At 37.1% G+C, this 25563-nt stretch carries 19 protein-coding genes; 18 read left to right on the top strand and 1 reads right to left on the bottom strand.

The window, feature by feature from the left end:
• The first annotated feature begins 23 nt into the window (after window positions 1–23).
• The 6 genes from I5677_RS00045 (at window position 24) to I5677_RS00070 (ending at window position 8477) form a co-directional block, all read left to right on the top strand.
• A complete protein-coding gene (locus I5677_RS00045) occupies window positions 24–2582 on the top strand; it encodes an Ig-like domain-containing protein (RefSeq protein ID WP_197659513.1) in 2559 nt (852 codons plus the stop codon).
• An 11-nt stretch (window positions 2583–2593) separates the two neighbouring features.
• Complete coding sequence (locus I5677_RS00050; protein ID WP_197659514.1) at window positions 2594–2983, top strand: bacteriohemerythrin; 390 nt, start codon at window positions 2594–2596, stop codon at window positions 2981–2983.
• Window positions 2984–3259: 276 nt separating this feature from the next.
• Window positions 3260–5635: an ABC transporter permease gene (locus I5677_RS00055; RefSeq protein ID WP_197659515.1), complete on the top strand. Its 2376-nt coding sequence runs from the start codon at window positions 3260–3262 to the stop codon at window positions 5633–5635.
• A gap of 62 nt (window positions 5636–5697) precedes the next feature.
• Window positions 5698–6471 carry an ABC transporter ATP-binding protein gene (locus I5677_RS00060; protein ID WP_197659516.1) on the top strand — a complete coding sequence of 258 codons (774 nt, stop codon included), beginning with the start codon at window positions 5698–5700 and terminating at the stop codon, window positions 6469–6471.
• Window positions 6472–6499: 28 nt separating this feature from the next.
• Window positions 6500–7180, top strand: a complete 681-nt coding sequence (locus tag I5677_RS00065) for a response regulator transcription factor (RefSeq protein ID WP_197659517.1) — start codon at window positions 6500–6502, stop codon at window positions 7178–7180.
• Window positions 7167–8477 (top strand): HAMP domain-containing sensor histidine kinase, encoded by a 1311-nt coding sequence (locus I5677_RS00070; RefSeq protein WP_197659518.1) that lies wholly within the window; start codon window positions 7167–7169, stop codon window positions 8475–8477. Before I5677_RS00065 ends, I5677_RS00070 begins: the two co-directional genes overlap by 14 nt.
• A 234-nt stretch (window positions 8478–8711) precedes the next feature.
• On the opposite strand, the gene I5677_RS00075 is transcribed toward I5677_RS00070, so the two are convergent.
• Window positions 8712–9977 carry a [Fe-Fe] hydrogenase large subunit C-terminal domain-containing protein gene (locus I5677_RS00075; RefSeq protein ID WP_197659519.1) on the bottom strand — a complete coding sequence of 422 codons (1266 nt, stop codon included), beginning with the start codon at window positions 9975–9977 and terminating at the stop codon, window positions 8712–8714.
• 429 nt (window positions 9978–10406) lie between these two features.
• Between I5677_RS00075 and I5677_RS00080 the strand changes: the two genes are divergently transcribed.
• The 12 genes from I5677_RS00080 (at window position 10407) to I5677_RS00135 (ending at window position 25563) form a co-directional block, all read left to right on the top strand.
• Window positions 10407–10865 carry a VanZ family protein gene (locus I5677_RS00080; RefSeq protein ID WP_243456446.1) on the top strand — a complete coding sequence of 153 codons (459 nt, stop codon included), beginning with the start codon at window positions 10407–10409 and terminating at the stop codon, window positions 10863–10865.
• Window positions 10866–10894: 29 nt separating this feature from the next.
• A complete protein-coding gene (locus I5677_RS00085; protein ID WP_197659520.1) occupies window positions 10895–11227 on the top strand; it encodes a DUF6142 family protein in 333 nt (110 codons plus the stop codon).
• Between the two features lie 82 nt (window positions 11228–11309).
• Window positions 11310–11897: an HD domain-containing protein gene (locus I5677_RS00090; RefSeq protein ID WP_197659521.1), complete on the top strand. Its 588-nt coding sequence runs from the start codon at window positions 11310–11312 to the stop codon at window positions 11895–11897.
• A 52-nt stretch (window positions 11898–11949) separates the two neighbouring features.
• Entirely contained in the window at window positions 11950–14040 is a 2091-nt protein-coding gene (locus I5677_RS00095) for an aminopeptidase (RefSeq protein ID WP_197659522.1), read from the top strand.
• A 166-nt stretch (window positions 14041–14206) separates the two neighbouring features.
• Window positions 14207–14920, top strand: a complete 714-nt coding sequence (locus tag I5677_RS00100; RefSeq protein ID WP_197659523.1) for an ABC transporter ATP-binding protein — start codon at window positions 14207–14209, stop codon at window positions 14918–14920.
• A gap of 29 nt (window positions 14921–14949) precedes the next feature.
• Window positions 14950–16521 (top strand): ABC transporter permease, encoded by a 1572-nt coding sequence (locus tag I5677_RS00105; RefSeq protein ID WP_197659524.1) that lies wholly within the window; start codon window positions 14950–14952, stop codon window positions 16519–16521.
• Between the two features lie 480 nt (window positions 16522–17001).
• Window positions 17002–18027, top strand: a complete 1026-nt coding sequence (purM, locus tag I5677_RS00110; protein ID WP_197659525.1) for a phosphoribosylformylglycinamidine cyclo-ligase — start codon at window positions 17002–17004, stop codon at window positions 18025–18027.
• Window positions 18021–18647: a phosphoribosylglycinamide formyltransferase gene (gene purN / locus I5677_RS00115; protein WP_197659526.1), complete on the top strand. Its 627-nt coding sequence runs from the start codon at window positions 18021–18023 to the stop codon at window positions 18645–18647. The genes purM and purN overlap by 7 nt, the downstream gene beginning before the upstream one ends.
• Before the next feature lie 243 nt (window positions 18648–18890).
• On the top strand, window positions 18891–20165 hold the full coding sequence (gene purD / locus I5677_RS00120) for a phosphoribosylamine--glycine ligase (RefSeq protein ID WP_197659527.1): 1275 nt from the start codon (window positions 18891–18893) through the stop codon (window positions 20163–20165).
• Window positions 20166–20736: 571 nt separating this feature from the next.
• Window positions 20737–23463, top strand: a complete 2727-nt coding sequence (locus tag I5677_RS00125) for an SH3 domain-containing protein (RefSeq protein ID WP_197659528.1) — start codon at window positions 20737–20739, stop codon at window positions 23461–23463.
• 364 nt (window positions 23464–23827) lie between these two features.
• The gene (locus I5677_RS00130; RefSeq protein WP_197659529.1) at window positions 23828–25069 is read left to right on the top strand and encodes a cadherin-like beta sandwich domain-containing protein; all 1242 of its coding nucleotides are present in this window, start codon (window positions 23828–23830) and stop codon (window positions 25067–25069) included.
• A gap of 119 nt (window positions 25070–25188) precedes the next feature.
• On the top strand, window positions 25189–25563 hold the full coding sequence (locus tag I5677_RS00135; protein ID WP_197659530.1) for a GntR family transcriptional regulator: 375 nt from the start codon (window positions 25189–25191) through the stop codon (window positions 25561–25563).

Below are 25563 nucleotides of genomic sequence, written 5' to 3' on the forward strand. Positions count from 1 at the left end.
GATGAACTTAGGAGGAATGTCGAATGAAAATGAGTCAAGGCAAAAGAATGGCGATGATACTGGTACTGATACTCATGGTTTCATTTTGGTGGAATCAGAGCGAAGCGGTTGTAAGTGCAGCAACTCCGACTTTTGTGAAAAGTACAGTAGAGCTAAAAGGAGAAGGGGAAACTTATCAGCATGAAATTAAAAATAAAGTAGCCGGTAGTACATATAAGTGGTCCTCCTCCAACACTAAGGTAGTAAAAGTATCCAGTAAAGGATTAATAACAACCGTAGGTAAGGGTACAGCAACCGTAAAATGTAAAATCATATATCCGTCCGGAAAGTCAAAAACAATCTCCAGTAAAGTTAAAGTGATTGTACCGGCTACCGGCATTAAAATTAATAATGCAGAAGAAGTTAACGGTGCTCATATTCTTACACTGGGAGAGGAATATAATTTTAATCGAGATATCTTTCCTTCCGGTTCCTCTGATAAAACCTATTGGTCTATTGGAGGTGGAGATGCCGGATGTATTAAGGTAAACAGTTCCAACGGTGTTGTTAATGCTGTAAAAGCAGGAAAGGTTATCCTAGTTGCTACGGCAGCAGAAACTTCATCGCAGGAAGCTGCTGAAAACAGTATTGTGAATGATGCGATTATAATTGAAGTAATCGGACCATCTGCTACAGTCAAATCGGCAGAAATTGTAGGCTCAACAGAGTTAAAGGTTGTATTCGACAGCCCTATTGATAAAAGCACGGTAATTGGAGCAGATAATAAATTATTAAATAGTATAGAAGTTACAATGAAAAAGAATGTGAAGGGTGTCTTGGCGAAAGATCCCGGAACGTTGACTGCTAGTCTTTCCTCTGATTTAAAGACATTAACGATAACCTCTTCTAATATGTTTGATGGTGAATACGGCATTAATTTCACCAATAAGATTAAAACAACGGATGGTTTAGCAATCGAGGAATACTACAAGCAACTGAACTTTATTGATACAATTCCACCTAGCATTACAGAAGTTGATCTGGATGATACGGGCATGATAGCGACAATCCGTTTCAATGAAGCGGTAGATTTTTCTGATTTCAAGGTATCTAATGCGGCATTGGTACCTACAGGCAGTTTTAATTCCAGTGTTGAACCGAGTACATTAAGCACATTAAATAACAAATTAAATTATATTGCCAGTGAAGATAAGAAATCCTTAACCATTAATCTGTCCAAGATAGCGGTAACCGATTATGGAAAGACATTTTCTATCACCATGACAGGAATTAAGGATTTGTCCGGTAATATGCCGTCCAGTTATACATTAACAACGTATTTGTTGACAGATACAGCACCGAAGCCTCAAGCCAGACCGATTATGATTTTGCGAACTTCCTATAATACGATTACAGCTACTTTTGATAGAGCTATTCAACAACCGGGTTGGGCAAGATTAAATAACGGATCTACTTTATACGGAACGGTTGATGAAAAAGATAATAAAAAAGTTAATTATGCGTTAACAGATGCAGACGCTACTTTAACAGGAATTCAAACGGTATCCATCGGATATTGGAATAGCTATAATGTAACACCAACGGATACTTATGCACAGCAGATGCACAGCTTTAGCAGTGTTAACTTCTCGGTAGATAAGACAAATCCGGTTCTTCTGACTTCAGTATTTGATCCGGAGACCAATGTACTTACCTTAACCTATAACAAGGAGGTAACCTTAACTGCAAATTCAGGTATCTTTAGTTCTATCTTGGTAACGATTACGGATGAAATAAGATCAGGAACGAATATTACGTACACAAAGATGGAAAGTGCAGAGAGTAATGTCATCAAACTCTTGATGGGTAACATGACCTTATCCGGCAATTATACCTTTACGATAGAGCAGGGCTTTGTACAGGATAACTTTAGAAATCTGAGTCTTTCCAGATCAATTACCATCAGTAATACCGGTGGAACTACCAATGAACTGCCGGGACCTTATGCAATTATACAGTCTACTACAAATTTAAGTCAGATTTATCTGGAATTTGCGAATATGCTGGATGTGACATCAGCGCAGACTGTAGCAAATTATTCGATACCCGGTGTCGTTATTCTAACGGCTCAAGTAACAAAGAACACCAAGGATAACGGAGCAACGGTACTTCTAACAGTGGCTGACGGGTCCATTGATGTAACGGTAGAACGTCCGGTTTCCATATCAGGAGTTAAGGGCTATAACGGAAGCTTCAGTGAAATTGTTGAATATACAACCACCGTTGAATTAAAGGATAACAAGAAACCGATTATGATAGACCAGCCGGTGTTTGATAAAAATGCAATGAATGTAATCCGATTAAACTTTAATGAACCTATTCAAGGAGATATGGATGTTAAGGTAACTCAGATTGGTACATATCCGATTGAATACACCAGTACAGTGTCTGTATCAGGTAACAGTGTATACATCACTTTGGGTTCCGTACCGGGGAATAACACTTATCTGAGGATAGAAATCTTAGAGAATAACATAACAGATATGAGCGGTAACCAATCGGCGAATATTCAGACACAATTAGGTGTAATGGTTAGCTACTAGGAGGATACGATATGTATAGATTTAAAGACGAATTTAAAACAGGAATTGAGCAAGTGGATTTGGAGCATAAGAGATTGTTTGAAATTGCAGACAAAGCATATGAAACCATGGTGGATGAATATATATCTGATAAATATGACTATATCGTTGAAATATTAAATGAATTAAAGGAGTATGCACAAACGCATTTTAAGCATGAGGAAGAATATATGCTTAGCATAAAATATCGTAAATTTTTTGCACAAAAAATGGAGCATGATTCCTTTATCGAGAAGTTGGAAGGATATGATTTGCAGACCGTTGACGAAAACCAAAAGGAAGTTATACTAGAGCTTTTAGATTTCTTAAATGACTGGCTGGTACATCATATTCTGGAAAGCGATAAATTAATAGGACAGTAATTAATAGTTTTATAAGTAAATATATTGGGTATAAAAGCCTCTTGAGACGGTAAAGGATTCCGGATCAAGGGGCTTTTCCTATGAACAAAACAATATGCAAATATAGAATTGCATTTAACTGCCATATAATTTTGATTAACGCATATCATTTTTTTATCGGTAATGAGTAGAGTAGAAAAATTATTTTTCAAATTAAGGATTAGATTTAAGGATTATTTAATAATTGACATGTTATACTCCCCTCAAGATAATGATTATGAAAGGGGATATAGAAAGATGTTTTATAAAATATTGAAAAAAGATTTCAAGAGAAAAAAGATTATGAATGTAATCTTATTTGCTTTCATGCTCACAGCATCGATACTAATAGCTAGCAGCACTAATCTGCTATATTCAACGGTAACCGCCGTGGATTATTTTATAGAAAAATCCAATGTAGCTGATTTAATGACTTTAACGAACTCCGATACCTATATTACCAGCTCAATAAAAGATTGGGTCAAAACAAGCGATATGGTAAAGAGTGCTCATAAGGAAGATGCTATAATGCTTCATGAAAAAAACGTAATAGCTTCCAATAAACAAGAACTGAAGAATACAAGTTCGCTGGTGATTATGAAGAAGCCTGAGATGTTTAATCGGATCTTTGATGCATTAGGCAAGGATTTTGAGGTTCGACCATCAGAAGTAGCAATACCGGTAAGCTTACAAAAAAAGATGAATTTGGTACAGGGAGACGGCTTAAGAATTATTATTAATGATGGAGCTGAGAACGAGTACCATATGGATTTAGTCGTAAGTAATATCTTTAAGGATGCTGTCTTAGGTGCAGAGTTAATGGGTATGAAGCGCATAATTATAAGTGATCAGGATTTTAAAGAGTATGCGAAACATGCGATACAGGAGGAATTTCTAAATTTCTGGAGCTTCCAAAAGACAGAGGCGTATAGTATAAGGGATTTGGAAAATGCTTTTTCTGATCTACTGCTGCCCAACTTTACAATTATGAATAAGAGTGTAATTAGCACGGCATATATATTAGATCTGGTATTAGCAGCCATTATGATAATCTTTAGTATATTTCTTATATTGATATCGTTTCTAATACTTAGATTTACAATTGTTTTCACAGTAATGGAGGATTATAAACAAATTGGGGTTATGAAAGCAATCGGGCTTAAAAACAGTAAAATACGAGGGATGTATTCCATAAAATATCTGGTTTTATCAACAGTTGCCGGAATTATAGGTTATGGAATTAGTATACCGGTATCCGGTCTGCTAAAGGCAAATATCAGTGAGTACATTCTCCTGCAACATTCGTCTATAAATTGGATTGTATCTTTTGCCAGTGTAATATTAGTAATTGGGATAACGGTTTTATTTTGTAATTATTCAACCAGGAAAATTAAGAAGTTTTCTGCGATTGATGCAATCAGGCAAGGTAATACAGGAGAACGGTTTAAGAAAACAAAAAAACTATCCCTGCATCATTTTAAGCAGATGAGTACCCCTTTTTTCATGGCCTTGAGTGATATACGCAGTGACCTTAAAAAATTTGTGATACTAATCATTACTTTTATCTTAGGAACCGCAGTGATTATAATACCGAATAATATAATAAGTACTTTAAGCTCCAACGAAACCATCACCTGGTTCGGTTATATCAAAAGTGATTTTTATATAAGAGATGTTATTATCGGGAATCAGGAGAAGGCAGGCTTACGAATGCAGGAATTGCAGCATAAGTTTCAAGAAGCAGGCATTGAGACTACTCTCCGAGCCGATTTAATTTCCAATGGAAAACTATTAACAAAGGATAAGAAAGAGAGTATCGGTGTTTTGGGATTTCAGGGAATTGGTATTTCGACACATAATTACGATTATCTGGAGGGATATCCGCCGGTTTTGGAGAATGAGATTGCTATTACGGAGAAGGTGGCAGATGCTTTAGAGGTTGGTATAGGGGATAGTATACTATGTGAAGTACAGAATGAGACCAAGGAATATATCATCACTGCATTGTTTCAGACCTTCAACAACCTTGGCAACGCAGTACGATTAGCGGAAAACTATAAAGCGGAATTCGGAAGTAATACCTCGATACAGATATCCGGACTTTTTACCGGAGATCAAGAAGAAAAAATGAAACAATTCAATGAACTGAAAGCAACTTTTCATGATATGGATATAAAAAGTGGTAAGGAGGTAGTCGATAGTTTCATCGGCAGCATAACGAAACAATTAGGGTCTATTAAAAACCTTATTTTAATCATAGTTCTTGGGGTGAATTTTTTAATAACGGCATTGTTGCTTAGAATGTTAATATCCAAAGAGATTCCGGAGGTTGCTCTTTTAAAAAGCCTTGGTTTTTATAACCTTGATATTAAACTGTGGCAAATATACAGAATATCGATAATCCTTTTACTCTCAATTATTCTCGGAACATTATTAGCAAACAGTACGGGTAAGTTCCTGGCGGGTGGTATTTTCAATATTATGGGCTTAACCAGACTTTCGCTCACCATTGAACCGCTTCAGGTTTATCTGTTTTATCCGACCTTAGTATTTACAGCTACAATGTTGGCAGTTTTAAGCAGTCTTGGTCAAATAAAAAGGACTTTTGTATGGGAACTGAATCATCAGGAATAGTTAACATACAGGTATCTGAAATTGTAAAGTCGTCGTAACCGTCGGCAGATTGGAGGAAGTTTATGAATCAAATATTAGAAGTAAAGGATTTATGTAAAACCTATATTGTTAACAAAAGGCAGAATAATGTACTTCGAAATGTTAATTTTAATCTGACACAAGGGGAGTTTGTGGCTGTAATGGGACCCTCCGGTTCCGGAAAATCAACGATGCTATATACAGTCAGTGGCATGGATCATCTGACAGCTGGAGATGTAATTTTTAACGGCAGGTCTATCGCAGGATTTTCAGATAAGAGGATGTCTGAAATAAGACTGAATGAAATGGGCTTTGTATTTCAGCAGATGCATATGTTGAGAAATTTATCCATATATGATAATATAATCGTATCGGCATATCATTCTGAACAAGGTAAAACAAGACAGGGACGTACCAAGATTAACGATTATGCCTTGGAACTTATGAGAAAGTTAGATATTATAGATATTGCGGATAATGATATTACAGAGGTGTCCGGCGGACAACTGCAAAGAGCCTGTATCTGCAGGGCTTTGATTAATCGACCAAAGATGTTATTTGCAGATGAACCAACAGGATCTTTAAATTCGAAAGCCTCCAAAGAGGTTATGGAAGAAATGGTTAAATTGAATAGAGAAGGAACTTCAATTTTGTTAGTGACTCATGATGTAAAAGTAGCAGCTAAGACGGATAAAGTCTTATATATCATGGATGGAAATATAAAAGGGGAATATGTATTAGGGAAATATTTAGATGAAGCACAGATGAAGGAGAGGGAAAGGGCCCTAAACAGCTGGCTGCTGGAGATGGGCTGGTAGCTAATGATTAGGGTTATCCGGAGGGTGTATGGTAGATTTATTGGTGATTGAAGATAACATTGAATTAGGGACCATTCTTTGTGATTTTCTTACTAGGGATGGTTATTCCCTCTATCATGCAAAAAGTGGTGAAGAGGGAATTGAATATCTGGAAGGCAATACGGTTAAGCTTGTACTACTTGATATTATGCTTCCCGAGCTGGATGGTTTTGGAGTATGTACTACGATTAGATCGAAGGGAAATATGCCGATTATCATCATGAGTGCAAAGGTTGATAAAGAGGATAAAATTACAGGACTTACCCTAGGAGCCGATGATTATATTGAAAAGCCCTTTGATATGGAGATATTATCAGCAAAGATTAAGGCTCAGCTACGCAGAAGCTATGATATGAAGGAAAAAGGAAAGCTTTTAACTGACGGTAATTTAACCATAGATATTGATGCTACTACAGTTTATCTGGAGGGAAAGCCGCTTGTAATGACTTTGAAGGAATATGAGCTTTTAATACTTTTTATAGAAAATAAAGGTAAGACCCTGCAAAAGGATTGGATATTCAATAAGATATGGGGCATGGACAGTTTCAGCGAACCGTCTACATTAACGGTACATATCAATAAGCTTCGGGAGAAGGTTGAAAAAAACCCTAAAGAACCAAAACGAATTGTTACCGTCTGGGGAGTGGGGTATAAGTATGAAGCAATATAATCGTATCCTGGTAGGGTATGTTATAGGATTTGTTTTCCTAATCGGAGTATCTACTTATTTGCTTAATGAATATTCCATCCACCAACCCCAAAAAGCATATTTGGTTGAGGTCAACCGTATTCTTAATTCATTCATACAGAATAAGGAGTTCTCAGAAATAGAGTTATCAACATATAAGCACGTAAAGGATGTGAATTATTTATCTCTTTCAGCAGCTTCTGCAAAGACTACTGATTTTACGGAGGATATGGAACTTTTTTTTAGTGGAAACTCTATATCAAAAGAGTATGAATATATGATTAAGCCCTTCTATGTTGAAAATGAACTTAAGGGATATCTAAGATTTATATATGATACGGGAGAAGACGTATATAAGAGTAAAATGCTTTTCTTCATTATATGTATTGAGACAGTCATATTTTTAACGGCACTTACGATCTTACTTTATCTAAAAAGAAATCTGTTACGACCCTTTCATGAGATCAGCCAAATGCCCTATGAGCTTGCGAAGGGCCACCTACCGGAGAGTGTGAAAGAATCGAAAAGCAGATATTTTGGTAAATTTGTATGGGGATTAAATCTGCTTAAAGATAGCCTTGAGGAGCATAAGATGAAGGAATTGCAGATGGAAAAGGATAAAAAGCTGATGATCTTATCCATCTCCCATGATATAAAAACGCCGTTAAGTACAATTAAATTGTATGCGAAGGCTCTTTATGAAGATTTATATGATTCTGAAGAAAAAAAGCACAATACGGCAAGGCTGATTGATGAAAAGGCTGATCAGATAGAGAAATTTGTATCTCAGATTATTAAAACATCCTCAACCGAATTGTTTGATTTTGAGGTAAGGGTGGGTGAGTTTTATCTGAAATCATTAATAGATGCCGTACAACGGGTGTACGAGGAGAAGTTAGGACTTCTTAAGATAGAATTTATAATACAACCCTATAAAAATAAATTGCTCTCAGGCGATATAGAAAAATTAATTGATGTGATGGATAATATTCTTCAGAATGCTATAAAGTATGGGGATGGTAAGAAAATTACCTTTTCCTTTGAGGAAGAAGATAATTGTCAATTAATTCGTATCACAAATACAGGGACACCAATACCGCCTACTGATTTTGTACATATCTATGAAAGTTTCTGGCGGGGTTCCAATGCCCATGGAAAACAGGGTAACGGATTGGGTCTATACATATGTAAACAACTGCTACGAAAAATGGATGGCGAGATTTTTGCAGAAGCAGAAGCAAATAATATGAGTTTTATTATTGTTTTAAAGAAATGTTAATGTATACAATAAGACTTTTGAAGCACTATTTTCCGTATGGGATGAGTAAGAAAATTACCTATTATTCTTATGAAGAAACACATTAGAAGAAAGTTTAATAAATAACTCTAATATAAAATTATGGGAGAGTATCTATATATGATAAGTTCAATGCTATATACAAAGAATTTATCAATAGGGATACCTCCCATATTAATTGTAGTAATACGTCAAAGGAAATAAATACAGGTTAAGTTATTTCTTTACAGGAATGGTCTTATCCTTAAAGCTTCGTGTGAATATATCACTATGCTCTAAAAGACTTTCAACAGTATCGATACCAAGCTTATGGAGTAGTTCTATTACATAGGGATTGTCAATCGGAGTAGGATAGGTTGCCTTATTGCCGTATTCTTCCACATGCTCTCTGCCAAGTTCATGAGGAATTAAAGCTCTTGGTCCACCGACACAACCGCCGACACAACCCATACCTTCAAAAAAGTTAGCTGTTATGTTACCGGATAAAATATCATTTATCATTTCTTTACATTCCGGAACTCCATCTGCCTGTTTGGTCCGTATTGATATACTTCTGTTAGGATTAAGTCGTTCCAGTGTAAGGGCAACGGCTTCGCTGACGCCACCGGTATGCGCATAAATTCTTCCTGCCCTGGAGGAGTGATCTTTTTCGCTTTCTTCCATGGCAGCAGGATCAATTTCCATAACTTCAAAGATGTCCTGTATCTCTTGAAAAGTTAGAACATAGTCAACGGCATCGGCAATATCTTTTTCTCTGGCTTCAGCTTTCTTGGCCATACATGGGCCAATAAAAACGGTAAGTGCATCCGGATGCATCACTTTTACGGCACGACCACTGGCGATCATAGGAGAAACTGCCGGAGGTACGTGGGGGACCAGATCATTGTAGATTTTACGTATCATGGCGATCCATACCGGGCAACAACAACTGGTAAGCTGATAATCCGTTTCTGTTTGAATGTTTTTATCAAACTCCAGAGCTTCTTTTAAGGTTAAAATATCCGCAAATAAAGCAACCTCAATCATTCCGTCAAATCCGACCATCTTTAGCGCATTACGAAGCTTTCCGGGTGTAACCTCACTAGTGAACTGACCTAAAAAAGCAGGAGCAACTAAAGCATAGGCTAAACCCTTATGTGATCGAAGTGCCTGTAACACAGGTATCACGTCTTTACTATTGGTAAGATTTTTTGCGCGACACTCCTGGATGCAAAACATACATCCGGCGCACAGATCCTCATCAATAACTATATTTCCGGATGCACCCGGATTGATTGCATGGAATGGACATACGTTAACGCAGTGATGTTCATCATCGCAATCGCAATTACCGGTATGCCATACAACCGGATGCTTTTTTGGATGAAGCAGACAATCCAATTGATGAGCGTCATACGGATCCAAGGTCCTAAGATAATCCTCTTCCTCATGTTTAGCAGTTGCTGCCATAAGTTCCTTATATAAATCTTCAAAAGTTTTCATAAGCCACCCCTTACAGGTATTATAAACCCTACAATTTTATACTGATAGAATCTTTTTTATACAAATGCTATAGATATATTGCTTATAATTATTGTACCACAATATGGGATGTATTTTCCACAAAGAATTGGATTATACCTCCAATGTCAAGCAATTTATTTTATTTGATTTATAGCATGCAGTATATGTTGGTATTATTGAACATTTTTGCCATCATTATTCCAATCTTTTCTTTACTAGGTTTTGAAATTGATTTATAATAATACTTGTCAGTTCCCAAAGTGTATATTTTTGGGCGTCGTGGATAACCTATATCCAGCCAAGAAGGTTGATAGCTGTTTTATCAATAAACTATATTTAAAGTTCGCATTTAGATAGAGCTCGGAATTAGTTATTTTTATTAGAAATTCGTAGATATGGAGAAAAAAGTTGAAAGAGAATCAAAAAAGAATCTTAACGAAAGCCGGTTGGCTTATGTTTTATTTATATATTATATTATTGTGTTATTTTTTGTTTTTTAGTGAGCATTACGGAAGAGATTTAATATCAGAAGATTATCGTTACAATCTGGAGTTTTTCAAGGAAATTAAACGATTTATCAAATATCGGGAGATTTTGGGTCTTGAAAGCTTTGTAGTAAATATCCTTGGTAATATATTAGCGTTTGCACCCTTTGGCCTTCTGCTACCTCTTTTAAATAAGAGATACCGCAGGATTTTTTATGTCACTTTTTTAAGTTGTACCTTCAGCTTAGCAATTGAACTGGTCCAGATGTATTCTAAGGTTGGAATATTTGATGTTGATGATGTTGTTTTGAATACACTCGGAGGATTAATAGGTTATCTGTTTTTCGCATTGGGTAACGGTATATTGAAAAAAATCCGATGAAAAGCAAAAGGGTAGAAGGGGGAAATGAAATGTTAAGAATCATTCGAAAGAAGGATATGATTCATTTTTCTGGAAGAAGACATAGCAAAACAGGAGTTATCTCGGCAATTATCGGTTTTGCCGTGGTAGCCGGCTTTATTGTGGTTAGTGTAATCTCCGGTTTGATGAAGGGAGAAGGTGGACTGATTTTAGGTGTCATCGGTTTTGCGCTTTTTGCTCTGGCTGTTTTCGGATTTACTCTATCTTATAAGTCGTTTAAGCAAAGAGATATTTTTTATCGGTTTCCAATTATCGGAGCTGTTCTGAACGGATGTATGACGATTTTATTATTAATTCTTTATATTTTAGGTTTTGGTAGTTAAGAAAAAGTTCACATCATAAACCGTATTATATGTAAACCCATATAAGTTTATTACGAATGAGAATGAATGGAGGAGGCCTGCTTTGACCAGATTAGAACAGCAAATAAATTTTATCATTGAAGTGGATAAGCTAAAGAATATAATACGTCAGAACTATCTTGTGGATGGTAGCCGTAAGGAGGATGACGCAGATCATTCTTGGCATCTTGCGTTGATGTGTGCGATACTTAGCGAGCATGCCAATGAAAAGATTGATGTATTAAAAACTATGGTTATGGTATTGATTCATGATTTGGTAGAAATTGATGCCGGAGATACCTATGCCTACGATTCCAATGCAAATGTGTCAAAAAGGGAACGGGAATTGGAAGCCGCAGATCGTATTTTTCGGTTGCTGCCGGCGGACCAAGCTCAAGAAATCCGTGCTTTATGGGATGAATTTGAAGAGGGAAGGACTCCGGAAGCTAAATTTGCCGTAACTCTAGACAAAGTTCAGCCACTATTATTAAATTCAGGCAGTGATGGAAAGTCATGGAAGGAGCATAAGGTGACTCTCTCACAGATTCTGAAACGTAATGAGAATACAGGAGAAGGATCTCAGGCATTATGGGACTATGGCTATCAACTAATTCAAAAAAATGTAGATAACAACAATATTATTAATCAATAGATGCGACATTTAAAGAATTATGGGAATACAGTTCCCGTAGATAGGAGTAAATATGTATCAAAATAATTTTTCAAAAGAAGAATGGGAGGAAATAAAGGAAAGATATGAACTTGCAATAGATCGTATCCGGTTAATGGAGCAGGAAAACACCGTAAAAGAGCCTTTCATTGAGTACTTCCGTAAGATGGCTGCTTTTGTTATGCTGATAAAAAACATTGTTCAGTTGAAAGAAGAAAATTCTCTCGCTGATTTAGCAATAAAGGAATATAAATCCATTAATCGCTCTTTGTATGAGGATATTACGGGAGATAATTATCTTGTTAGTTATGCAAATCCAACCTATGCCTGTGACCGTATGGGTGTCAAATACGGTAAACTTTTATCTTTTTTATATACAGAACTGCGAAGTATTATAATATATGCTTATGAAAAACGGCTTTATGAATTAACGATTTATCTGGAACTGTTAATTGAAGTATATAATTACTTTGAAGCAGAAGATGAATTTACTTATAAGGATGTTAAGAGAGCTATCTATGATTTTATGTATGATTATTGTGACCTCTTGGTAACTCGTCGAATTAGAGAAATGATTGACACTGAGCTTGCTTTTGCCACCGATATAATTATGACATCGGATTTATCGGATCTAAAGTATCTCTACCAATACGGAGACTATATCTCAGAGAACGAAGAGCGGACTGCTAAGTTTTTGAATTCGTTACCGGAAAAGCAGATAAAGGCTATGGCAGATACCTTTACCGAAGGTTATCGACTCGGTTTTATTGCCAATAATTTAGATATCAGTAAGAAGGCCATTGTTAATCTTAGGTATCAAATTGGATTTGAAAGAATGGTCCGTCAGGTCATTCATAATTTTGAGAAAATGGGATTGAAACCAACGATTTACCGAGCGGCGTATAATGCGATGAATCGTTATCAGCAGCATAAAATCGGATACCACGCCACCAGCCCAAACAGGCAATATGATTATGATCACCGCTTTGATATCGGCATCTTCCTTGATAAAGCGTTAAAGGTTAGAAAACTGGAAAGTCTTAAAACCGGTTTAGAACAATATAAGGATAAGGCGGCTCTTTATGCCGGTCCTAGCCTGATACAAGTCTTTGGAGAAGAATTATTTGCTCCGGAGGATAAGAAAGAAGTAATCCGTCTGGATAAGCGGCAGCAGAAATTATATGTGGATTACTATAATGAAGCTAATTTTATTCATGAGAAATACTTAAAATTAAGTGAGACTTCCTTTACGATAATCTCCTATCCAATTCCCGAAATCGGAGAAGACTTTGAGGCTATCTTTGCCGAGACAGTTAAGGTTAATACCTTAGATAGCGACTTATACCGTAAAATACAGCAAGCTATCATCAATGCCCTGGATCAGGGAGACTATGTGTATGTTCGGGGAACCGGTGCAAACCGTACCGATATTAAGGTGAAGCTACATCCTCTGAAGGATAAAGAGAAGGAAACTAATTTTGAGAATTGTGTAGCGGATGTTAATATTCCGGTAGGTGAAGTCTTTACTTCTCCGCAATTAAAAGGAACACATGGTACATTACATGTGCCCAAAGTATATCTGCACGATTTGGAATACAGGGACTTAGAGCTGGTATTTCAGGATGGCAGAGTAATCGGGTACAACTGCAAAAACTTCGATAGTGACGAAAAGAATAAGAGTTTTATTAAGGAGAATTTATTATATAATCATGATACTCTGCCTTTGGGAGAATTTGCAATAGGCACGAATACGACAGCTTATATGATGGGTAGGAAGTACGATATCGCGCCCAGACTTCCAATCCTAATAGCAGAAAAGACAGGACCTCATTTTGCCATAGGCGATACCTGCTATAAAATGGCTGAGGATAAAAAGGTATTTAATCCGGACGGTAAGGAGATTATTGCAAGAGATAACGAGATATCTCTGCTTAGAAAGACAGAACCGGATAAGGCTTATTTTAACTGCCATACGGATATTACCCTCCCTTATGATGAGATTAAAGAAATTACCGTTTGTCTAAAAGACGGCACAACAATACCAATCATTAAGGATAAGCGGTTTGTGTTAGAGGGGACACAGATCCTTAATAAGGCTTTTGATGAGGAAACAATGGAGCCGTAGTATTGATTTGAGGAGTCAACTCACTTAATTCACAGTAGACAAAATGTTGTGAGAGGATTAATTTTAAGAATGATTTTACACTAAGGGATAAAATAATGGTAACTAATTGCTTTTAAAATCTTAAGCTGATCCCTGATGGCGGTAGATCGGCAGAATGGAGAGGATTATGTTAAAGATTAGAAATTTCTCAAAAAGCTACAAAGGTGACAAAAAGGCAGTTGACCAACTAAATCTGGAGATAGCTAATGGGGATATCTTTGGTTTTATCGGACATAATGGTGCTGGAAAGACGACAACAATCCGTGCCATAGCCGGAGTGATGGATTTTGAAGAGGGAGATATTTTTATTAACGGGGTATCCATAAAAAAGGATCCGGTTGCTTGTAAAAAAATCACGGCGTATATACCGGATAATCCTGATTTATATGAACATTTAACCGGTATTTCCTATCTTAATTTTATAGGTGATATTTATGAGGTGAATAAGTTTGATCGGGAGACTCTTATTGAGAAATATTCAGATGCCTTTGAACTTACCTCCAATCTTGGAGACTCCATAGCATCTTATTCCCATGGAATGAAACAGAAGCTGGCTATTATAGCAGCGTTGATACATAGACCCAAGCTTCTTATTCTGGACGAACCTTTTGTGGGCCTTGATCCGAAAGCGGCTCATACTTTAAAATCCATCATGTCAGATTTATGTAAGAGTGGGAGTGCAATCTTTTTCTCCACCCATGTATTGGAGGTGGCCGAGAAGCTCTGTAATCGAATCGCAATTATTAAAAACGGAAAACTGATCGCCTATGGTCCTACCAAGGAGGTTACCGGAGATCATAGCTTGGAAGATGTTTTCTTGGATCTGATTGATAAAAAATAACACTGACAGAAAGGTTTGGGGTAACGGATATGAAAAAAGTCTTACGTTTAATTAGTGTACAGCTTGGTGCCATTCTGGGTGATATGCTCTCCATAGGTAATAACCGTAAGAGAAAACCTAAAGCAATCTATTTTGGTGTTTTACTATTTGTTTTGGGAATGGGGTCAATTGCTTTTTTTTACTGCTTCATGCTGGGTAAAGGTCTTCAGATGTATAATAGTATTGATATACTGCCCGCTATGATGATGGCGGTGATTAGTATGATAGTTCTTCTGACTACCGTGTTCAAGGTAAAGGGAACGATATTTGGATTTAAGGATTATGATATGGTAATGTCCCTTCCGGTAAAGACGGGTAGTATTGTTGCCAGCCGATTAATTTTATTATACAGTATTAATTTTTTGTTTGTTCTTATGATTATGATACCTATGATGATAGCGTATGGTGTTTTAGCCAACCCAGGTTATTTGTTTTATCTATATGGTTTATTAACGATCTGGTTTATACCACTGGTACCGATTATTTTAGCATCGGTTCTTGGAACCGGGATTACCTATATTGCTTCCAAGTTCCGACATAGCAATTTGGCTAATATCATAGTTTCGGTAATATTGATTCTTGCTATTATTGTGCTACCGCTTTTTGTGAAAGATACAGGAGAGGAAATAGTTAATTTTAGTCGTGCCTTGACCGAACAGGTGAATTCAATTTATCCGTTGGCAGACATGTATACAAAAGCGGTTGTTCATAATAATAGTATGGCATTGGTATCTTTTTTGGGAATATCCGTTGTATGCTTCCTGCTTTATTCTCTTTTAATTGGCAAGGTGTTTAAAAAGATGAATACAGTAATTATGACAGGGAGATACCGTACGAATTATAAAATGGGAGAATTAAAACAAACAACTCCCTTTCAGGCACTATATAAAAAGGAATTGGCTAGGTATTTCTCGTCCACTATCTATGTTCTTAATACGGGAGTTGGGATAATTATGCTGATTGCGGGAGCGGTTGCTCTCTTATTTGTTGATCTGGAGCAGATGCTTGGAGTACCTCAGGCCTTGGATATGATTAGGAAGGTCAGTCCTATATTTATATCCTTCTGCCTTGCTACCAGTAGCACTACAATGGCATCCATATCCTTAGAGGGGAAAAATCTTTGGGTAATAAAATCATTACCTGTATCTACGAAGGTTATCTTCCTGTCTAAGATGGCAGTGAATTTTACCATAACAGCGCCGTCTGTCATTGCGGCTGTTCTCATTAGTATTGTTTTAGAATTAAGTATGATACAGACTTTACTTTTGTTGGGCATCACAATCGGGTTTTCTTTCTTTGTAGCAGTGTTTGGGATGTTAGTGAATTTAAAACTACCGAACTTCAACTGGACAACGGAAACTGTAGTAGTAAAACAAAGTGCCTCCTCAGTGGTTACTATTTTCTCCGGGATTGGAATTGCAGCATTGCAGTACCTGATGTTGCTTATATTACCGTCTTTTGAGTTGGCTTATTTGATTTATGGAATATTATTGATTTTAACAGACATTGCATTATATAAGATTTTAATAACATGGGGTAATAAGCGTTTCGTAGCACTATAGGTGTTACGAAACGTTTTATGTTATAGGGTGAGTGTGTCAAAAGCCCTGAAATAAAATATCCTACGTAAATTTTCACACATAAGACCGCAAAACACGCGGTCTAAGAACCTACTACATCATAACAGTTGCTCACTAACTATGTTTGTATCACTCTGAAAAGAAAGTTTGTACAAATTTACGATTATGTTTAATGAAAAACTTTTGACACCAAAATCGTAGTAGAAATTTTCTACAAACTACTATAACATAAAAATGATGTTTATTAGAGGCTCTAATGAATACCATAAGAAATTTTCTGTCAAAAATACACGACAAACTATGACTGTTATGCTAAAATGTTGGCAGATAAAGTTTTCAATCGAAACATAAAACTTATAAAATGGTTTTTATTATATCATTGGCGTGACGAAACCATGCTGTTATCAAACGTAACTTTAAAGTTAATTGATTGCCCTGGGAGGCAGCTGGATGGAGGTTTGTATGGACTATAAGAAGGCAGGAGTAGATATTGAGGCAGGTTACAAAGCAGTGGACCTGATGAAAGAGCATATCAAAGGAACCATGCGTAAGGAAGTGTTGACGGATATTGGAGGATTTTCTGGAGCATTTTCTCTTGAAAGCTTTATGAATATGGAGCAGCCCACTTTGGTATCGGGAACGGATGGAGTAGGGACAAAATTAAAAATTGCATTCCTGTTAGATAAGCATGATACAATCGGTATTGATTGTGTTGCTATGTGTGTTAATGACATTGCCTGTGCGGGAGCGGAGCCTTTGCTATTCCTAGACTATATTGCCTGCGGCAAAAATGAACCTGAAAAAATTGCTACCATTGTGAAAGGTGTAGCAGAGGGGTGTAAGCAAGCCGGAGCAGCCTTAATCGGTGGTGAAACCGCAGAGATGCCCGGATTTTATCCTGAAAATGAATATGATCTGGCAGGTTTTGCAGTGGGAATAGTAGATAAGAAGCAACTGATAACCGGAGCCGGAGTAAAATCGGGAGATGTATTGATTGGCATTGCATCATCAGGAATTCACAGCAATGGTTATTCGCTGGTAAGAAAAGTATTCCGTATGCAGAGAGAGACTCTGGATACCTACTATGAGTCTCTAGGTTCTACCTTGGGAGAAACCTTGCTTACTCCGACAAAAATATATGTAAAGGCTCTAAAAGAATTAAAAAAGGGTAGTGTTAAGGTAAAAGCTTGCAGTCATATCACCGGAGGAGGCTTCTATGAGAATATTCCCCGTATGCTTCCGGAAGGAATCAATGCATTTGTTAATAAAAACAGTTATAAGATTCCACCTATCTTTGAAATGCTTTCTAAGGATGGGGATATTGAAGAACATATCATGTATAATACCTACAATATGGGGATTGGTATGATGATTGCCGTGGACCAGACAGATGCGGACAAGGCGGTTCAATTAATTGAGGCAGCAGGAGAAAAGGCTTATATCATAGGTGAAGCGAAAAACGGTACGAAGGGAGTTACCTTATGCTAAAATTAGCAGTGCTCGTTTCCGGCGGTGGCACGAATCTACAAGCTTTGATCGATCAGATTAATCAAAAGAAGCTGACCGACGTTAAAATTGAGGTGGTCATTAGCAGCAGTAAGAAGGCCTATGCCATAGAACGGGCTAGGCACTACGGTATACCTGCAACCGCAATGTCTAAAAAGGATTATGAAACCAAGGAACAGTTTGAACATGCATTACTGGAGGAGATTGACCGTTACCAAGTGGATTTGGTGGTGTTGGCAGGGTGTTTGTTAATGATACCTGAGATAATTGTAAGAAAGTATAAAAATCGGATTATCAATATACATCCGGCCCTAATTCCATCCTTTTGCGGAGCAGGTTATTATGGACTTAAGGTTCATGAGGCTGTGCTAGACCGCGGTGTTAAGGTAACCGGTGCAACAGTACATTTTGTAGACGAAGGATGTGATACCGGCCCGATTATTCTTCAAAAGGCGGTTAATGTTTTAGACAATGATACAGCCGAGATACTTCAACGAAGAGTTATGGAACAGGCTGAGTGGATCATACTTCCCGAAGCGGTACGTCTTATTGCAGAAAACAAACTAATGATAGAAGACAATATTGTTAAAATAAAAAAATAGGATGAACAAAGAAAACAGACAGCAGATAGAAAGCTATCTGTTTTTTCCTTACAAAAAGTTATACATACAAATATAAAGGACAGGCTTTGATGTGTCGGTATGAAAATAAAATATAAGCTACATTATAAGGAAAAGTATAATGAAGGATAATTCATAGCAGTTTAAAGTTATTTTTTATATGTCAAATACAGAATATATTGAGAGACAAAGATACTATAAATATATAGAACGGAGGTTATTTAAATGAAAGTATTAATCATCGGAGGCGGCGGAAGAGAACATGCCATAGCAAAGAAGGTGTCCATGAGCCCTAGGGTTAGCAAGCTTTATTGTGCTCCTGGGAATGCAGGAATTGCTGAGTGTGCACAGTGTATTGATATAGCTGTCATGGATTTTCATGCTTTGGCAGACTTTGCAGTCAAGGAAGAGATAGATCTTACTATTGTAGGTCCGGATGATCCTTTGGTTGCCGGCGTTGTGGATGTATTAGAAGAGAGAGGCTTAAGAGTCTTTGGACCAAGAAAAAAGGCGGCTGCAATTGAAGGCTCGAAAGTATTTTCAAAAGATCTGATGAAAAAGTATCAGATTCCTACCGCCGGATATGAGGCCTTTGACACCTCCGGTGAAGCACTTGCCTATCTTAAAACCAGCCGTTACCCGATTGTATTAAAAGCAGACGGTTTAGCTCTGGGTAAGGGTGTTTTAATTTGTAATAACTATGAAGAGGCAGCAGCCGGGGTTCAAAGTATTATGGAAGATAAGCAGTTTGGGTCAGCTGGAGACCGTATGGTGATCGAAGAGTTTATCACCGGCCCGGAGGTATCCGTTCTCGCTTTTTGTGATGGAACGCATATAAAGCCAATGACCAGTGCCCAAGATCATAAACGTGCTAAGGATGGGGATCAAGGACTAAATACAGGCGGTATGGGTACATTCTCTCCAAGTCCTTTCTACACTAGAGAAATCGATGATTATTGTAAAAAATATATCTATCAGCCAACTATAGATGCTATGAAGGCTGAGGGAAGGGATTTCATAGGGATCTTATTTGTAGGACTGATGCTGACACCGGAGGGTCCTAAGGTATTGGAATACAATGCTAGATTTGGAGATCCGGAGGCTCAGGTGGTATTACCCAGAATGAAAAATGATCTGATTGATGTGGTTGAAGCCTGCATTGACCACAGATTAGACAGCATAGATTTAAGATTTGAAGACAATGCAGCGGTGTGTGTCGTTCTTGCTTCTGATGGCTATCCGGAGTATTATGACAAAGGATTTCCCATTACCGGAATAGAAAACTTTCATGAGAAAGACGACTATTTTCTGTTTCATGCAGGAACAAAGAAGTCCGGTGAAGCGATAGTAACTAATGGAGGACGGGTTCTGGGGGTAACTGCCAAGGGTAGGGACTTAAAAGAAGCCAGGAAAAAAGCATATGAAGCAACCGGTTGGATACACTTCGATAACAAATATATGCGAAATGATATTGGTAAGGCAATTGATGAGGCATTATAAACAATGACTGAAACTTCTCAAGTAGATAATATAAAAAGTATAGTATAATCAGCATTTAAGTAACTAAAATATCACCCGGCATGATGTGTTCATCCTGGCTTCGTATGACTCGTTGAAATTCACTAATTACTTTTTCTTATGGTAAAACAGAGCCTAAAAACGCCAACTCCTCGCTTCGCTCGTCAGACACGGTGCTTTTTAGGCTCTAAACCATCATCAAAAGAAATAAGTGAATTTGCCAACTTGTCATGAGGCGCCATGCTAAATACATCATGCCTGATGATAATATAATTATGTGGATGGCTGATTACACCATACTTTTTTACGTTTATCGTTTACGAAGTTTAATCAATTGCTTATAAGATCATTGGATAAAAACCAAATCTTTGCTAAAACAACAAAATATAACCGGTTATAACAGCATATAACATAAAAAACATTAAATGCCACAGAAGTGCCATAGTTCTTTCATAATATAAAGCAGTAATTGTAGGATTTAAACACAAAATGTAACTAAGCGAAACGAAGGCAAATCCTAGATTATTGCTTTGTTTTATGAAAGGGGTATTTGATGAAGAAGCGCTTTTACAACAGATGGCTGATTATACTGATATGCATCGGATTAATATTTTCGCATGGCATTGATAGAGCTTCTGATTATGCGATGGCGGCACAAACCGGAACGGTTACTGCGTCTACTTTAAATGTAAGAACACAACCGTCAACAACAGCAGACAAACTGTTGCTTGACCAAACCCATGTATTTCTTCGTGAGGGTGAAAAAGTGGATGTATTAGAAGAAGATGGAGATTGGCTCTATGTTTCTCTTAAGTTTAATGGTAAGACCGTTAAGGGTTATGTACATAGTGATTTTGTTAAAGTCAATCGTCCAACCCCTACGCCAAAGCCAACTTCGAAACCTACGAAAGCACCAACACCAAAGCCTACACAGGCACCACAGCAGAATGAAACCATTGATAAAAAGTATAATATAAAAGCTGTTGTTACTGCCTATTCCCTGAATGTGAGAAGCGGTCCTGATAAAACTTATCAGGTGATTGGCAGTCTGAAGGATAATAGTAGTGTTACAATTATCGATGAAGCTATCACCGGAGATACGAAATGGTATGCGGTATCCTTTAAAAACGAAGAGCAGACTAAAACCGGTTATGTATCCAGTTTGTATATAGATCTTAATTTTAATGACAAAGTATTAGGCGAGATTGCATCCAGTAGACTGAAAGTTCGTGAAGCAGCCAGAAAAGATGCGATCTATATTAAAGATAAAAAAAGTAATATCATATCACTGAAAAAGGGCAAGAATGTAACCATAACAGATGAAGTAACAAGTTCTGGTGAAAAATGGTTTAAAATATCATTTACAATTGACAGTGAAAAGTATTCGGGTTATGCCTTGGCTAATCAGGTGACTTTCAGAGTAACGGAGTCAGTGGCACCAACTGCAACACCGACACCGACGCCAAAGCCAAAGGCAACTCCGACTCCCACCCCGAAACCGACGGCAACGCCAACACCTAAGGTGACAGCAGAGCCAACACCAACTCCATTGATCACCCCAACACCGACACCATTACCTACACTGACACCTACGCCGGCACCTATGCTAACACCAACGCCGACACCTGGAGCTGTTTTGGAAATTTCGGAAGTGAATATAACAACAGATATTTACATGCCGATGAACGGCTATGTCTGCAATACAATTTATCTGAATGTTGTACGTAATGTTTTGGTTTCTCAGGAATTTTTATTAGACCAGAATAATGAGCCGGTGTTATTGACGAGCGGTTTGCGCGTAAAGGTATTAAGTGCCGTAAGGGTTAACGGTAATGTATGGTATCAGATCGAATATAATAATATTAACGGTTATGTTAGAGCGGAATATATCTATATAGGTGATGAACTTCCTGTAGGAAGTAATGTCCCGGCAATCACACCGCCACCGGTCAATATTGCACCTACTCCTACACCTATCCTTGGAAATATCAATCAAGCAGACTTTGAATTAAAACTAATGGCAGAAGGTTTCCCGGAGAGCTATAAAGAGCCGTTAAGAAGATTACATGCTTTATATCCGAATTGGGAGTTCAAAGCCTATCATACCGGACTTGATTGGAACACGGTGATAGCAGAACAAAGTAAACCGGGTAAAAACCTGTTACCTAATTCAAAAAGTGTGGAATGGTTGTCCTTTGAAAATGGAGCCTATAACTGGAAGAATGATACCTTTATATTATACGATGGCTCATACTGGGTGACAGCGTCGAAAGCCGCTATCGAATACTATATGGATCCTCGTAATTTCCTTACTGAGAATGGAATTTTCCAATTTGAATTACTAAGATATCACGATAATTATCAGAATAGCTCAGGGGTAGAGAACATATTAAAAGGGACAGCTTTACACAATACATCCTATAGTTTTCTCGATGATAATGGTCTTCCACAGACATATACCTATGGTGAAACCTTTATAAAAGCCGCAGAATATTCCGGCGTGAGTCCTTACCATTTGGCCTCCCGCGTAAAACAGGAAGTTGTGACAGGACCTACCACTTTAAGTAACAGTGTATCAGGTACCTATAAAGGTTATGAAGGTTACTATAATTTCTTTAATATAGGAGCTAATGATAGTCCCGGAGGAGGAGCTATCGCAAACGGTCTTAATTATGCCAAAAACGGAAGTAAAAATGCAGCGAACAATATGAAATATTTGATACCTTGGACGAACCCATATAAATCATTAGTTGGTGGAGCTTATTTCCTTGGCAGTAGTTATATTCAGCGTGGACAGGATACGGTTTATCTGCAAAAGTTTAATGTAACGCCGATATCAACTTTTTTCCATCAATACATGACCAATGTCGAAGCACCATTTGCAGAGTCTAAGAAAATAGCAGCTGCATATAAAAATATAACGGATTCTCCAATTGTATTCTCTGTTCCGGTATATTTTAACATGCCAAGTCAACCGGCACCGTTACCGATGACACAATTTAATCCGAATAATAGACTTAAGAGTCTTAAGGTATTTAATATGAATGGTGAAGAGCTAGCCATAACACCAACCTTCAGTCAGACTGAGAAAAATTATTATCTCATTGTAGGAAATGAAGTGGATATGGTTGAGATTAAGGCTACAACCGTTAGCAAGAAGGCATCCCTGGCAGGGGGCGGTTATATTCCGTTGAATGTAGGTAATAATGAAATTAAAGTTCCGGTTATTGCTCAAAACGGAGACATAGCAGACTATATCATCAATATAGTACGACAATAATAAGTGGATATAGTTTCATTAGACAAGTTTGAAGTTGAAATATCTTTATTGCATGAAATTGTATGTAAGTGTTGATATACTTACTTGCAAGATAAAATGCACTGGTATTTTACGATAGCAGGTATAAGATAAGCAGGCTTGGAAATACAGACTAACTAACTATAATCCGGCCGGTGGGTTCGAAGCCTACTGGCCGGTTATTGCTTTAAAGATACTATAATTAAAGTGAAATAGCTTAATTCATATATTTAATACGAATAAATAGGAATATAAGTATTCATATGAAAAGATTTATAATGAATTTAATCTTATATATATGAAATCATAACAGTAGCAATGAAATACATAAAAGGGAGAAAAACATATGAAAAAAATAAAAAAATACTTGATGTTAGTACTTCTGTTAGTCATATTTGGAAACCATATCAACATACAGGCAGTTCAAGCAGCCAGTGCAGAGCTTCAGATATATACAGATGTAGAAGAGGTTCATGTGGGCGAAAATTTATTTGTTTATATCACCATAAATTCGGAAACTATGTTTGGTGATTTTGAAGCTTATCTTACTTATAATGAAGAAGTATTGGAATATATCAGCGGCGCATCGGTAATTACCGGTGGTAGCGGATATTTGAAAATTTCAGACGTTAATACCTCAGAAGCGGGATATAGTAGAAAATACACCTTAAAGTTTGAAACCTTAAAAGTAGGTAGCAGTGAAATAACCTTTGATGATGCTATCGTGTATGAATACGAATCCGGTATGGGAATGGCGGTTTCCATTAAAGATTTAGAAGTTAGTGTAAAAGCAGCACAAACCGCTTCCGATAACGCATTTTTAGGATCATTAAAAATTAGTCCTTCGAATCTAAGCCCTGATTTTGACAAAAATACATTTACTTATGAGACCATGGTAAGCCATACAGTTGACAGACTGGTGGTTGAAGCAGTTCCAGAAGATGAAAAGTCAATTGTTAAAATATCAGGTAATGATTCTTTCATAGAAGGGGAAAATAAAGTTATTGTTACAGTGTTAGCAGAATCGGGAGCTAACATAGAATATACTATAAATGTAATTCGTGAAACGGCTCCTGTGGAAGAAGATAATACAGAAGGTGGAATAATCACGCCGGGAACAAAGCATGGAAGCTTTGCAGTTGCCAGATTGGAAGATGAATTATTCATTGTTTATAATGGAAGATATAAATTGATAGAGCCGGATAGCGAAGTTAAAATCCCCTCTGGTTATAAGAGGACGCAGATAATCATATCTGATATTGCTATTTCGGCATATACACCGGAGGATAATCTTGACTCTGAGTTCTTATTAATCTATGCCATGAATGAGATGGAAGAAAAAGGGTTTTATCGATATGATAGGCATGAAAGAACGTTGCAACGATATGTAGCTGAAGGTTCCCAAGGATTTGAACCGAATACAGACACGAATATTGATGAAATCATCCGTTCTGATGAATATCAGTCGAATTTAAATAAGGCCGCTGTCATTATCGGTTTACTGAGCGCCCTAAGTGTTTTACTATTAATTATCTCAATCCGATTATTTATGAAATCAAGAGGATATCGGGATGATGATTTGGATTAAGGAACGGTAGAACATATTCATAAACTGTATAATAAGTTGTTATTGACACAGTGAGGTGTACTGTTATATTATATATATAACAGATATAACGATAAATTTGATGTAATGAGGTGTTTACGATGTATGTTAAAATCGATTTTAGCAGTGATGAAGCATTTTATATACAGCTTAGGAATCAAATTATATATGGTATCGCAACTTCTAAGATACAAGAAGGTGATAACCTACCGTCCGTAAGAGAACTGGCAGAAAACATAGGAATTAACATGCATACGGTGAATAAAGCATATGCTATTCTAAAGCAGGAAGGTTATATAAAACTTGATCGTAGAAAGGGAGCGGTAATTGCAATTGATATGAATAAGCTTCAGGCTATCGAGGAAATGAAGGAGAATTTAAGAGTTATATTTGCAAAAGCAATATGTAAGAATATCAGCTGTGAGGAAGCGCATAAGATCGTGGATCAGATATTTGATGAATTTGAAAGGGGGTAA

Source organism: Mobilitalea sibirica (genome assembly GCF_015999265.1).
Taxonomy (GTDB): domain Bacteria; phylum Bacillota; class Clostridia; order Lachnospirales; family Lachnospiraceae; genus Mobilitalea; species Mobilitalea sibirica.